The organism is Vibrio sp. YT-18 (assembly GCF_033337345.1).
Classification (GTDB): domain Bacteria; phylum Pseudomonadota; class Gammaproteobacteria; order Enterobacterales; family Vibrionaceae; genus Vibrio; species Vibrio alginolyticus.
Genome location: NZ_JAWOQO010000011.1, coordinates 90895 through 103360 on the forward strand (window position 1 = coordinate 90895; position 12466 = coordinate 103360).

Genomic DNA, 12466 nt, shown 5'->3' on the forward strand with positions numbered 1-12466 from the left:
ATTTATGGAAATGATTGAGCCAACCATGCTGTTGGTGTTGGCGCTTGTCGCTTTTGTCGCAGGATTTATTGATGCAGTTGCCGGTGGTGGTGGCATGCTTACCGTACCTGCTCTACTGTCGCTGGGCTTGCCGCCTCATATTGCACTAGGCACCAATAAACTTGCCGCTACCTTTGCTTCTTCTACTGCGGCATTTACGTACTACAAAAAACGTCTATTCAAGCCTCAATGCTGGCGGCGTGCATTCGTGGCGACACTCTTCGGAGCGACATTAGGTACGCTATTTGTAGATGCGATTAGTACGGATTGGCTGGAAAAAGGATTGCCGCTTGTTATTTTGGCGGCAGCGTTGTATACCGTTTTTCATAAAACGCCCCACTCTGCTCATCAAAGTCCAATACCCGAGCCTTGCCCAAAACTTCATAAAAAACAGTACATGCAAGGCTTATCCATAGGATTCTACGACGGACTCGCAGGGCCTGGAACTGGGGCTTTTTGGACAGTAAGTTCAATGGCGCTGTACCGGCTGAATATCTTGCTCGCCTCTGGCTTAGCAAAAGCAATGAACTTTACCAGTAACTTTACCTCTTTGATCACTTTTGCATTCCTCGGACATATCAACTGGGTGCTAGGCTTAACAATGGGAGTATGTTTAATGGCTGGTGCTTTTGTTGGCGCGCACTCCGCTATTAGATTTGGTTCTAAATTCATTCGTCCTGTATTTGTTACTGTCGTCAGCATACTAGCCATTAAATTGGCTTATGACGCATGGTTTGTAGGTTTGTCATGAACATTTCTCAACTCCAGGAAAATCTAGAACAAATGGCGAAGCAAGCCGCTGTTCTTGACCGTCAAAGAGGCGAACATCATGTTCCGCTTTTTGATGAGCGTTTATTTGGTTGCCGCTCTCGCTTACTTACTCCTTGCGTAAAAGAAGCAAAAGCCACGCTGGATGCGATTGTGCGTGAGCAAAATGAAGGTAAGCTCACCGCTTTGCGTGCTGAGTACCTCACTGAACGGTTAGTGGCGCAAATCGGTGCGATTCAACGCGAGATTTCTACCACTAAAATTCGTAAGAATGAAATCAAACATAGCAGCTATTTCCGCAAGCCTATCAACGTGCTTTATCAGGAACTCGCTCAACACCAAGAGTGGGCAAGACGCTTGCGCGAGATGGTGTTATTAAAAGAACGTGCTGTCGAAAGCGCTCCGAGTTTTATGCGTGCCGACGCTCAAAAAGTATTACTAGCAACCGAGCAACGTTTAGCGCGTTGTGAAGCAGCACTTCTTAAGCTAGAGAACCAAATTACACATAGGGAAAAACATCAATAATGGCTGATCAACCAACCTCGCCTTTAGATGACGCACCTGAAGAGATCAAACTGGCTGTCGATTTAATCTATTTGCTTGAGAGCAATGAGATAGATCCAGAAGTTGCGCTTAACGCTTTAAAGATCGTGCAAAACGACTTAGAAAACAAATTAAAAGCAAAGTAGCTCAGAGCGTTTCAATCCTTTCACCGAGACTCATTTTCAGTGCTCTTACACAATGATACTATTCATAAAAAAGTACGCCCCCAAAAGGATAAATAATGAAAGTAATCAGCTTTAACATCAATGGACTACGTGCGCGACTGCACCAACTCCAAGCGCTAATCGACAAACACCAACCTGATGTGATTGGTCTTCAGGAAATTAAAGTTCACGATGAAGCATTCCCGATTGAAGCTGTCGAAGCCATGGGCTACAAAGTGTATTTCCATGGTCAAAAAGCACATTACGGCGTAGCAATGCTTTGTAAGCAAGAGCCTCTACACGTACAAAAAGGGTTCCCGACGGATAACGAGGAACATCAAAAGCGCATGATCATGGCAACGTTTTTAAATGAAAACGGCGAAAAGGTCACTGTGCTAAACGGCTATTTCCCTCAAGGGGATAACATCAGCCACGAAACCAAATTCCCATACAAGCGCCAATTCTATAAAGATCTGATGACCTACCTAAACGATCATCACAATAACGACGAGCAATTGATTGTTATGGGTGACATCAACATCAGCCCTATTGATGCAGATATCGGTATCGGCGAACCAAACCGTAAACGTTGGCTAAAAACAGGTAAATGTTCATTCCAACCTGAAGAGCGCGAATGGTTGAAAACCTTACTAGACTGGGGCTTTGTGGACACCTTCCGTAAGCTATACCCAGAGGTGAACGATCAATTTTCGTGGTTTGACTACCGTTCTCGCGGTTTTGATGATAACCGTGGCCTACGAATTGATGTCATTTTGGCAACCCCTTCTCTAGCGGAAAAGTGTATTGAATCTGGTATCGACTATGAGCTTCGTGGTATCGAGAAGCCTTCAGATCACGCACCAATCTGGTCAACATTTAAGTAATATATTGCAAAGCTATAAGCGAGACTCAACGCTAAGCTTAGTCCAATAAAAAGGGAGACTCTGTCTCCCTTTTCATACAAATTACCAGTTAATCACTGATTCAGCGGCCAAACCGTTTGACCATCAATAGTTATCGGTGTTTGAGCAAATTCGTTCAGACAGTAGCCTGTATTACTACTTGCAAAGTAAGTGAGCGGCATCGGCGGTAGATTCAGCGCCACAACCTGCTGTTTCGCTTTTTCTGTGAACGAGAACCCCCACATATCGAGATAGTTAGTCATATCTCGCTGAGAGATGTAGCTCAGAGCAATAAGCAACCAGTCGTTGTTCGAGATGCTATTTGCTTCTTCCCGAGAGTAGTTGGCAAAACCAATGCTCAATCGTCTCTCATCCCAAAGCGCGTCGTCCGATTTTAAGCGGTTAAACTCACGTTCAATCAGGTGCAAGCGCGCCAATAAATGCCAACCATTTTTAAGCACACCTTCATGCTGCGCCGCCATCATCATTTGAATGTAAACACGAGCGCCCCAACTCCAACTGGTTTGATTTTGCGCAGCCATGTATGCGTTTGGATCCGCTTGAGTTCGGCTAGCTTGCAATAATTCAAACTGGCCTTTGAAATCCAAGCTTTGGCAAGTTGAAACTTTTCCCGTATTATGGAAGAAACGAGACTTACTGTAATACGAGTAGTAATTGGTCGTTGAATGCCCTTCCCAGCCTGAAAATCGGAATCGACCTTTTTCTAAACCATGACCAAGCTCATGTAAATCACCGTGACCGAGTGGGCTGAATGACCAGTAAGCATCGTAAGGGTTACCCGAACAACCATAACCACACGTCGCTTGGTCAGCGTTCATGTGCTTCACTATATCAATATTGGCGATTTCCCAACCTTGGTTTTGGGCGTATTGAATAATTTCAGGCACTTCATCTATGCCCGGCCCTTGGAAACCTGCCAGCACATGCGGGTAGTTGTGAACATATTCTTCTGTTGCAAGCGCCATTTCCGAAGGGGTAGACCACATTTCATCGTTGACCGACTCCAACATTTTGTCGCGCTTTGAGTGTACTTCAAACCCAGGAGTGATCAGCTCAGCCCAATCGAATAAATTGGCTTCTAACTGTTGAATAAAAGCGTCGTTGTCCTTCTCACTTCTCCAAACTGGATGCTGTGCCACATGATTAAATTTCAGTTCAACCGGAACATCATTTTTGTCAAAGTGAACCTGTACTGGGCCGCCATAAGGAGAAGTCAGCGTGATGGTTTCACCCGGCTTCACTTCATAGCCGAATGAAGTCAGCAGTTTTGGTCGTGTGTATCCATCTTTGCTGAACTCATGAGTTGCACCACTTCTTAAAGTGTTGATGACAATCTTAGTCGCCACATCATTGCTGTCATTACGTTTAACCGTAAAGGTTTCCCCAGGAAGCGCATATACACCAGCCGAACGGAAGTTACGCTTTGATTCCATATTAATCGTTGCACTGATTCTCTTTATTTCAGGGCTAAACTCACTACGGCTGAAGTTCCCCATATTTGGTTGTTTTGGGTTTACGCTTCGGCTGTTGTATTGCACGTAATCGGCAAAGTACGACTTTAGGAATTCGGTCGTTTGGGTTGACTGTTTGTCCATCGGGAAGACAACCGTTTGACGATAATGATCAGCCAGCAATACCATGAGTTTTTCGTATTGGTAGCCGTTTTGATTAAACAAATCTACTTTTTGTTCATCAAGCTTTTGCAACCAATGGCGAATGCTGTTTGCCCCTGCATAAAATTGACTGTCCATATTCGCAGTGTCAGGGCAGGATTTGTCATCACACTTTGACAAGTCAACGTTGAAATTTTGAGATTCAAAACGAGACAACAGCGCTTGTTGTGTGATGACAGAGTCCGGCACAACGTTCATCAACGATGAAGGATCCCAGTCGACCAAGCCTAACTTACGCCAATAGTTATCTCCCACATAATCAACATGGAATCTTCCCAAAATGTCTTGGCCAAGATCAGTTAGTCCTCCATCCCAATGCAGGTATAGAACAGGAATTTGGGCTTGCTCAGCGTATTCCAAAGCTTCGAGTACTGGTTTGTTGGTATCTCCAGATTGCAGATGCTGTGACAAGATCAATAAGTTTGGAGTATTGGTTTGCAAGCAGCTAAGTAGCTTCGAACCATCGCATAGGTTGGCCTCGTTAAACACCAACTCTTGTGAAACATTGTCTTTCAGCCAATTCCGAGTCGCTTGCTCATCCGGAAAGTAATAAGACTGATCCATTTGCGCGATGACGACGTTTGAAGTAACTCCGCCCGACAACCAAGTGACCAGGTTACTTAACCATTTCGTCATCGCTGCGTTGGAAGAGTCGGGAAAACGTTGTGCCGTTCTAAATGGGTTACTACCTAATAGTGCGTAACGTTGACCATTAGACTTTTCCCCGGCAACGCCAATTGACAGAGCTTGATCTTTGTAACCGCTTGCCATGGCCTTATTGGTCATCAAGATGGTGTCGTTGAAGCCATACTGAGGTGCCAAGATCGCGGCATCATGGGTTGGATCCCAATAAAGACCTGAAAGGTTTTTCGCAATTGCAGATTTGATCGTATTCGACTGCATCTTGTGAGCTTCTACAACCTGACGACTTTTACGAATGAATTCGCTCGGGTCAGAAACGAGCAGTGCATTACCAGTTTCAAGAGCTTGTTGAACTGGAGCTGGCGTTGGTTTTACTTGAGCATTAGGTTGTGATTCTCCCTCTCCCCCACCACATCCTGTGGCTAAGGCGGCAATGCCCAACGATAGAATTGTTTTTTTCATTTTTACTTACTAAACAATGAGTTTACCGAATGTTAATGTAAGTTGATGAATAATAAGAAAGAGTCTTTTACATCGACTGAAAAAATAGGAATGAAGATAACAAAATTATCAAAAGCAATAGCACCCACTCCGATGCTATTGCCTCTATTGATAATTAGCTTAAAGGACGCAGATAAGCTAAGAAACGCTTCTCTGCCACTTTGAAACACCACAAGATCATAAACGTCAGTGCCATGTAGAACAGCCCCGCCGTCAGGAAAGACTCAAATGGTGCATAGTAGCGCGAGTTAACTAGACGCGCAGCACCAGTTAAATCCATGATGGTAACGATGCCCGCGACTGCACTTCCGTGCAGCATAAATATGACCTCGTTTGAATAAGCTGGTAATGCTCGACGCAATGCACTCGGCAAGATAATACGTCTGTATGTCATAAACTTACTCATGCCATACGCTTTCGCAGCTTCCACCTCACCTTTCGGCAAACCATTAATCGCACCACGAATAATTTCTGCGGTGTAAGCCGATGTATTCAGAATAAAAGCGACCAAAGCACAGAACCAAGCGTTCTCCCATAAGGTATCTTTCACAGGGAAAAACTGATCCATGCCGTAGTAAATCAAATACAGCTGAACCAATAGCGGCGTTCCACGGAAAAAGTAAATGAATCCCCAAGAAGGTAAGCTTAGAGCGTAATTGGTACTATTGCGTGCCACGGCTAATGGGATAGAGACACACAAGCCAATAACCAACGCTAATCCCACTAACCAAACTGTTGTCCAAAGTCCCTGAAGATAAGTTGGAAAGCTTTCAATAATCAAAGAAAAGTCCATAACTTACCTCGCATGAATACTGAACTTACGCTCAACAAGCTTGAGTAGCCCGGTCGAAACGCTGGTAAAAAATAGAAAGATGAGCGCGACAGCCATGTAAAAGGTGAACGGCATTTTGGTCGTACCTGCTGCCAATGAGCTCATTCTCACCATGTCATCCAGACCAATAATGGAAACTAACGCAGTGGTCTTAAGTAACACTAACCAGTTATTACCAAATCCAGGTAATGCATGACGAATCATCTGAGGAAGCAAGATTCTTCTAAACGATAAAGCAGAGCTCATCCCATAAGCTTTCGCCGCTTCTAATTCACCCTTGTCCACCGCCATGATCGCTCCACGAAAAGTCTCCGCCATGTAGGCGCCAAAGATAAAACCAATCGTGAGTACACCAGCTATAAATGGGCTGACATCAATATAATCAGGTAAGTAAGACGTCCATTCATGGTTTGGATCACTCGAGGCAAACCACTCGTTGAGCGTTTCGTTGATGGAGTAAAGGCTGTTATTTAAAAGTATTTGTCCACCAAAGAAAATTAGCATCATCAGAACCAAATCTGGAATGCCGCGAATGACTGTGGTGTAAAGAGTGGCAATCGCCCTTGCCCATTTGTAAGGTGCTAACTTAGCTAATGCGCCAAGCATGCCTAAGACCATGGCGAGAATGAGTGAAAGCACTGCAACTTCTATTGTTACTAAAGCTCCTTTCAAAATCGAAGCTTCGTATCCTTGTAAATCTAGCATAGGTGAGTTCCTAATCCCTAAACTCAAAAAATCGACCGTTGACTACTTCTAGGAACAAGCCAACGGTCGCTTAATTACGGTTTATTCACCGTACACATCGTAGTTAAAGTATTTACCAGCAATTTCTTGGTAAACACCTTTCTCACGTAGTGAAATAATTGCTGCGTCGAGTTTCTTCGTCAGATCTTTGTCTTGTTTACGAACAGCGATACCCATACCTTCGCCAAACCATTTTGGATCGGTTAACGACGGTCCAACAAACTCATAAGCTTCGCCACCGGCTTTGTTGATCACACCCTCTTCTAGAGCAGAAGCATCACCTAAAACAGCAGCAATTCGACCATTTTCTAGATCAAGATACGCTTCATCAAAAGAGCCATAACGCACAATTTCAACATCATCGCCGTAGTTGTCAGTTAAGTACTTGTCATGTGTCGTCGCACGTTGCACGCCAATTTTGACATCTTTAAGATTATCAAAATCTAGACCCGCACCTTTCTTAGCGATAAATTTATTTGGAATTTGTGCGTACTTGCCAGTGAAATCGACTTTTTTCTTGCGCTCTTCAGTGATAGACATTGCTGCGATGATGGCATCGTACTTACGTGCAAGCAGAGAAGGAATAATACCATCCCAATCTTGAGCGACGATTTTGCACTTCACTTGCATCTCTTCACAGAGTGCATTTGCCATGTCTACGTCAAAGCCTTTTATTGAGCCATCAGTTTCTGTCCAGCTAAACGGAGGGTAAGCACCTTCGATACCAAAGCGAACTGTTTTCCATTCTTTCGCTTGGGCAACACCTGATACTGCTGTTGCAGCAATCGTTGCTGCTAATAACCACTTTTTCATTTCCATACTCCTGTGATTGCTATTTTATTTCGTTTTGTTTGTTGTGTTGGCTTAGGAGGCAATAGTCTGCCGCCTAACAAATATTAGTAAATGGATGAGATAAACTGCTGTAATCGTTCTGAATCCGGGTTTGTAAATAGCTTAGCTGGATTTCCCTGTTCTTCCACTAAGCCTTGATGTAAAAACATCACATGGTTTGATACGTCACGTGCAAACGCCATTTCGTGCGTGACCACCAGCATAGTTCGCCCTTCATCTGCCAAATCTCTCATTACCCCCAGAACTTCTCCTACAAGTTCTGGGTCAAGCGCAGAAGTTGGCTCGTCAAACAACATCACCTCTGGGTCAACTGCTAGCGCACGGGCAATAGCTGCACGTTGCTGCTGGCCGCCAGATAAGTGCCCAGGGTAATAATCTTTACGCTCATACAAGCCTACTTTCTTAAGCAAGACTTCTGCATTTTCAATCGCTTGAGCTTTTGGCACGCCTAAGACATGAACAGGCGCTTCAATCACGTTTTCTAGTACGGTTAGGTGAGACCAGAGGTTGAAACCTTGGAAAACCATTGCCAGGCGTGAGCGAATACGTTGGACTTGCTTTTCATTAGCAGGAACAGATTCACCTGCTCTGTTGTTCTTCATTTGGATTAATTCACCATTTACCCAAATTTCGCCCGCGGTAGGCGTTTCTAGCAAGTTGATACATCTGAGAAAGGTACTCTTACCTGAGCCGGAAGAGCCAATGATGGAGATAACATCTCCTTTGTGCGCGGCAAGTGAAATGCCTTTTAAAACTTCATTTTGTCCAAATGTTTTGTGCAGGTCTTTTATATCTAGCGCTGGTACATCATTCATGCGCCCTACTCCCTGTGTTTTTGTCACTGCAATTAAGGGACTCCGCCCTCTCTAATTCGGAACAAATTAGCACCGCCCCTTGAAACTTGCAACAAATTATTAACCTAAATAATTCGAATAGAAAGATACGATAGACAAATTAATATGCAATATATAGCAACATATTCTTCAAAAGTTGAATATTAAATATAAAAAAGCCCCTTTCAAAGGGGCTTAATAAATTTACAAAAGTGTTAATTGAAACCTATTCGAGGTCGCAATGAATTAATTAAAACGACTGACTACCAACGAGTTTGAAGTACGTAATGTCACTTCATTTTCTAAGCCTTCTTTTTCAGAAGTAATGATGCCATCTAGGTCTTCATCTAGTTCAGGCTCTGACGCTTCACCATTGGAGAAGAAGCTCATGAAAACTTTAGAATCAATATTACTATCTTCATTCACTACTAAAGCAGTGCGATTAAAATCGTCCGAAGCTGAAACTTTCAAACCGTTAACGGCCGATGTTGGGAAGTTGTAGTAATGCAATTCTGGAACAACAACAGAATCACTATCACTTGTTGTGAAAATGCGATGTGTGACTCTGTAGTCGCCTGAAGTTGCAAAGTAAGCGACACGAGTAAAGCCTTCAGTAGACGATGTTAAGCCCATGTCCAGATCAATCACGGAATCTGCACTTCCTTGCGCTGATACACTTGGTTTTGTGTTCGGCAGGTTATCAATATTTAAGTAAGCACTCGGATCAACGTCAATATCCCATCCGTCAGAGATCGTTTCGTTAAGTAGAGACTCCCAACCATTAACTTGATTCTCTGAGAACGCCATGTATACCCAAGTTTCTTTATTCGTTGCACTAGGGCGATTATATTCAACGGCCGTTTTATCCAGCTTCAACGCGTCATATGCAAAGCCGTTAGTAACAAAGCCAATGTTGAGCGAGTCGTAAGTATAGTCAGAAGACGAATAAATGTTTGACGTATTATCCGCTCTAACTAAGGCTATCTCACCAGTTCCCCACGAACCAATACCATACTGGTAAAGCGCTTTGTCGCTTGAACCTGATTCATACTGAAACAATGCCGTTGGTTCACCTTTAAGCCCCATCAGTTCATCAGTAGGCAACATATCAGGGTTCGGAGACGTGAAAATATCGGTTTGCGAGACAAAGTTGTAATCTCCGCCACCTGATTCAGCGTTTCGGTAATCTAAGTTAGTAAACTTATTGCTTGCTAAGTTACCGCCAGTAAAGCATTTGTTCAAAGAGTCTCGGTTTAGTGCAAAAGTAGCATTACGTAGTTTCTTATCTTCCAAGAACTCTTTTGAAAACGTGTTTACGCGAGCTTCTTTGCCGTTAAATTCTATTGCTTGAAACGTTACAAAGCCGCCGTCAGGGATATCTTCAAGATAAAACTTAAAGTTATCAGTGGTAGGTTTGATAATGTCTCCGGATCTTTTGCCATCGGCATCAGAGTAGTAACCGATAACATAGTTGGTCACTTGCTCTTTTGACGCTGCACTATAGGTTAAAACCGTTTTATCGCCGTTCAGCTCAGTTTTGTGGTCATATACAGTACAACCTTTCGTAGTTGCTTCACTTTCAGCCATTGTTGCTGGTATAGCAAAATCAAAAGTAAACGCAGTTTTCGGCGCTGCACCACCGCCACCACCGCCACCGCCGCCACAACCGACCATTAACCCTGAGATGATTGCCACTAGTGGCAGTACTTTAAGCTGTTTCATGTCTTTTTCCTAAACTGAGCGGCAATGATTAGCCAAAAAATTGTCTTTGCTCTGTCCAAAGCAAGAATAAAGCCAGCTTTATATAATCATCGTGAATATTGACATTTAATCTGCATCTCGTGCAAAAGGACAAAAAGTTCTAATTTTATGCAACTTGTGTAATGAAATTACACAAGTTCTCCGCATCTCATTCGCATGCCAGAAACTTTCTGTAGTTTTATTTCACAACCATTCTTAAAGTGATCTAAATCAATCACCCTAAATGGCTATCTTGCTAGACTCCTGCCAAAAGATGAGGCTTTTTTTGTGCCTCAACACAATAAGTTATTAGCTATGCTTAGGCACAGTGTCGACGTGTAACAAATCTAACAATAGCTAGCATAAGCGTGCCGCAGGATGCGGATTAACACAATTGAATGAAGAATTCATAACTTTTAAATATATGAGGAATCTATGTCAGACGCAGTTAACAAAACGCACTCTGATTCAGATATCGAGACCAAGAGCTACCGTGAGCTTCATCGTCCAGCATCTGAGTTCGCAAGCCGTTCAGACTACCTAGACCACGAACTACAAATCATGAAGCCACGTCGTTTTGGCTTGAACTTGCCAGGTCGTGACTTCCGCTTTGAGCTTGAAGACCTTGTTCCAGCACTTGCTGGTACTATCGGTATTATCGCAATGTACTCTGCGGTAATGATGTCTTGGGCTGAAGGTCTTACTGCAGCATGGGACCACGTAAACTTAGGCAAGGACTTTGCTATCGAAGTTGCGCGTGTAGAAATGCTCATCCCTGCACTTCTTTTCTGTGTACTTGCCTCTGGTTTTATTAACCCTAAAGCCAACCTAGCAGGCAACCACGGCCCAATGATCCCTCTTATTGGTACCATCGCTCTTGCTGGTGCTCACCCTCTTGCATTAGCAATTCTCATTGGTGTGTTTGGTTTGATTTTGAGCCTCTTAAAAGGTGGGTCAAAACTGGTTAACCTCACCTCTGAAGGTACGGCTGGTGGCCTTCTTATTTTCTTAGGTTTAACCGGAACCATGAGCCAAATTAACTCTATTCAAGCTTGGGCTGTTGGTTTGCAATCCGATACGGTTGCCGCTGGTAGCATGGGTTACATCGGTCTAATTGTTCTTGCGGTTACCATTGGCTTATACGCGTTCCTTGCTAAAGTGAACAAACGCTGGCTAGCGATCCCTGTTTGTGCCTTCACTGGGCTTGCAATCGCACTTGCTCTTGGCGCAGGCTTCGATATTAAATTCGTAACCGAGACAGGCCTTCCAAACCTAAATCCAATCTACTGGTGGGGTTCAACAGAAGAAGGTTGGATGCTTGGTCTTCCTAATATGGAACACTTCATCGCTTCTCTACCATTCGCCATTCTTGCGGTAGCAATGTGGTCACCTGACTTCTTGGGTCACCGTATCTTCCAAGAGATGAACTACCCACGTAAGAGTGAGAAAGTGCTGATGGACGTTGATGACACAATGACAATGTGTTCCGTTCGCCAAATGGTCGGTACTGCAGTGGGTGGTGGTAACATCACATCATCTTGGGGGACTTACATGATCCCTGCTGCAATCGCGAAACGCCCTATTCCTGCTGGTGCCATCTTACTAGGCTCTCTATGTATTATTGTTGCAATCCTTGGTTTTCCTATGGACGTTGCAGTATGGCCTCCAGTTATGCGCGTTGCTCTTCTCGTTGGTGTATCTCTACCACTGCTTGAAGCTGGCATGCAGATGGTGAAGGACTCGAAAGACTCACAAGCAGCAGGCATTTGTATCTTTGGTTCTGCCGTTGTTAATCCAGTTCTAGCTTGGGCACTAACTATGCTTTTAGATAACAACGGTTTAATTGGAGATAAAGAGCGCGCGTCTCGCCTATCATTTGTAGACAAGATTGTGATCCCAGTAAGCGTACTTGTTATCTGTTTAGTTGCTATGCTTGCAGTTGGTATGCTTGAAGGCCAGTATGGCATCCAAGCTTGGCTATAAGCTAGCAGTCCAGAAATTTGTGGGTAGCGCTCGTCGCTACCCCATTTTTATCGAGATTTTTGAGGATTTATTGATTTAGTTTAAGGTTTGCAAAAAAATTTTAGTTTAACCTCTAACTGTTGCTTAAAAAGAGAAACGTTAAAACTAGTGACAATATTTATAGTTTTGTAAATCGAATACGTAAATTTAAGACTATAAATATTGTTATTCATAAGAGTGTACTGTTCCC

11 protein-coding genes are annotated in these 12466 nt (G+C 43.6%); 5 read left to right on the forward strand and 6 right to left on the reverse strand.

The genetic code is table 11. The features are described 5' to 3' along the window. The first annotated feature begins 4 nt into the window (after positions 1–4). From R7M72_RS15945 to xthA, 4 genes are all read left to right on the forward strand, one after another. Positions 5–790 carry a sulfite exporter TauE/SafE family protein gene (locus R7M72_RS15945; RefSeq protein WP_005378430.1) on the forward strand — a complete coding sequence of 262 codons (786 nt, stop codon included), beginning with the start codon at positions 5–7 and terminating at the stop codon, positions 788–790. Beyond that, on the forward strand, positions 787–1332 hold the full coding sequence (locus tag R7M72_RS15950) for a primosomal replication protein (protein WP_171344558.1): 546 nt from the start codon (positions 787–789) through the stop codon (positions 1330–1332). Before R7M72_RS15945 ends, R7M72_RS15950 begins: the two co-directional genes overlap by 4 nt. Further along, positions 1332–1496, forward strand: coding sequence for a pleiotropic regulatory protein RsmS (rsmS, locus tag R7M72_RS15955; RefSeq protein ID WP_005378432.1), 165 nt, complete (start codon positions 1332–1334; stop codon positions 1494–1496). Before R7M72_RS15950 ends, rsmS begins: the two co-directional genes overlap by 1 nt. Positions 1497–1591: 95 nt before the next feature. Then, positions 1592–2398: an exodeoxyribonuclease III gene (gene xthA, locus R7M72_RS15960; protein ID WP_005378433.1), complete on the forward strand. Its 807-nt coding sequence runs from the start codon at positions 1592–1594 to the stop codon at positions 2396–2398. Positions 2399–2490: 92 nt separating this feature from the next. On the opposite strand, the gene R7M72_RS15965 is transcribed toward xthA, so the two are convergent. The 6 genes from R7M72_RS15965 to R7M72_RS15990 form a co-directional block, all read right to left on the reverse strand. Beyond that, positions 2491–5214 carry an ImpA family metalloprotease gene (locus R7M72_RS15965; RefSeq protein ID WP_213915681.1) on the reverse strand — a complete coding sequence of 908 codons (2724 nt, stop codon included), beginning with the start codon at positions 5212–5214 and terminating at the stop codon, positions 2491–2493. Positions 5215–5368: 154 nt separating this feature from the next. Then, a complete protein-coding gene (locus R7M72_RS15970) occupies positions 5369–6046 on the reverse strand; it encodes an ABC transporter permease (protein ID WP_005378435.1) in 678 nt (225 codons plus the stop codon). Between the two features lie 3 nt (positions 6047–6049). Then, positions 6050–6790, reverse strand: a complete 741-nt coding sequence (locus tag R7M72_RS15975; RefSeq protein WP_005378436.1) for an ABC transporter permease — start codon at positions 6788–6790, stop codon at positions 6050–6052. Between the two features lie 81 nt (positions 6791–6871). Then, positions 6872–7642: an ABC transporter substrate-binding protein gene (locus tag R7M72_RS15980; RefSeq protein ID WP_005378437.1), complete on the reverse strand. Its 771-nt coding sequence runs from the start codon at positions 7640–7642 to the stop codon at positions 6872–6874. A gap of 83 nt (positions 7643–7725) precedes the next feature. Next, complete coding sequence (locus tag R7M72_RS15985) at positions 7726–8496, reverse strand: ABC transporter ATP-binding protein (RefSeq protein ID WP_005378438.1); 771 nt, start codon at positions 8494–8496, stop codon at positions 7726–7728. 264 nt (positions 8497–8760) lie between these two features. Beyond that, complete coding sequence (locus tag R7M72_RS15990; protein ID WP_318056248.1) at positions 8761–10236, reverse strand: 54K polar flagellar sheath protein A; 1476 nt, start codon at positions 10234–10236, stop codon at positions 8761–8763. 453 nt (positions 10237–10689) lie between these two features. On the opposite strand from R7M72_RS15990, the gene R7M72_RS15995 reads away from it, so the two are divergent. Further along, a complete protein-coding gene (locus R7M72_RS15995; protein WP_005378441.1) occupies positions 10690–12237 on the forward strand; it encodes a DUF3360 family protein in 1548 nt (515 codons plus the stop codon). Positions 12238–12466: the final 229 nt, after the last annotated feature.

Coding starts and splice junctions, on each gene's coding strand:
- R7M72_RS15945 (WP_005378430.1), top strand. CDS start 5: ATGGAAATGATTGAGCCAACCATGCTGTTGGTGTTGGCGCTTGTCGCT.
- R7M72_RS15950 (WP_171344558.1), top strand. CDS start 787: ATGAACATTTCTCAACTCCAGGAAAATCTAGAACAAATGGCGAAGCAA.
- rsmS (WP_005378432.1), top strand. CDS start 1,332: ATGGCTGATCAACCAACCTCGCCTTTAGATGACGCACCTGAAGAGATC.
- xthA (WP_005378433.1), top strand. CDS start 1,592: ATGAAAGTAATCAGCTTTAACATCAATGGACTACGTGCGCGACTGCAC.
- R7M72_RS15965 (WP_213915681.1), bottom strand. CDS start 5,214: ATGAAAAAAACAATTCTATCGTTGGGCATTGCCGCCTTAGCCACAGGA.
- R7M72_RS15970 (WP_005378435.1), bottom strand. CDS start 6,046: ATGGACTTTTCTTTGATTATTGAAAGCTTTCCAACTTATCTTCAGGGA.
- R7M72_RS15975 (WP_005378436.1), bottom strand. CDS start 6,790: ATGCTAGATTTACAAGGATACGAAGCTTCGATTTTGAAAGGAGCTTTA.
- R7M72_RS15980 (WP_005378437.1), bottom strand. CDS start 7,642: ATGAAAAAGTGGTTATTAGCAGCAACGATTGCTGCAACAGCAGTATCA.
- R7M72_RS15985 (WP_005378438.1), bottom strand. CDS start 8,496: ATGAATGATGTACCAGCGCTAGATATAAAAGACCTGCACAAAACATTT.
- R7M72_RS15990 (WP_318056248.1), bottom strand. CDS start 10,236: ATGAAACAGCTTAAAGTACTGCCACTAGTGGCAATCATCTCAGGGTTA.
- R7M72_RS15995 (WP_005378441.1), top strand. CDS start 10,690: ATGTCAGACGCAGTTAACAAAACGCACTCTGATTCAGATATCGAGACC.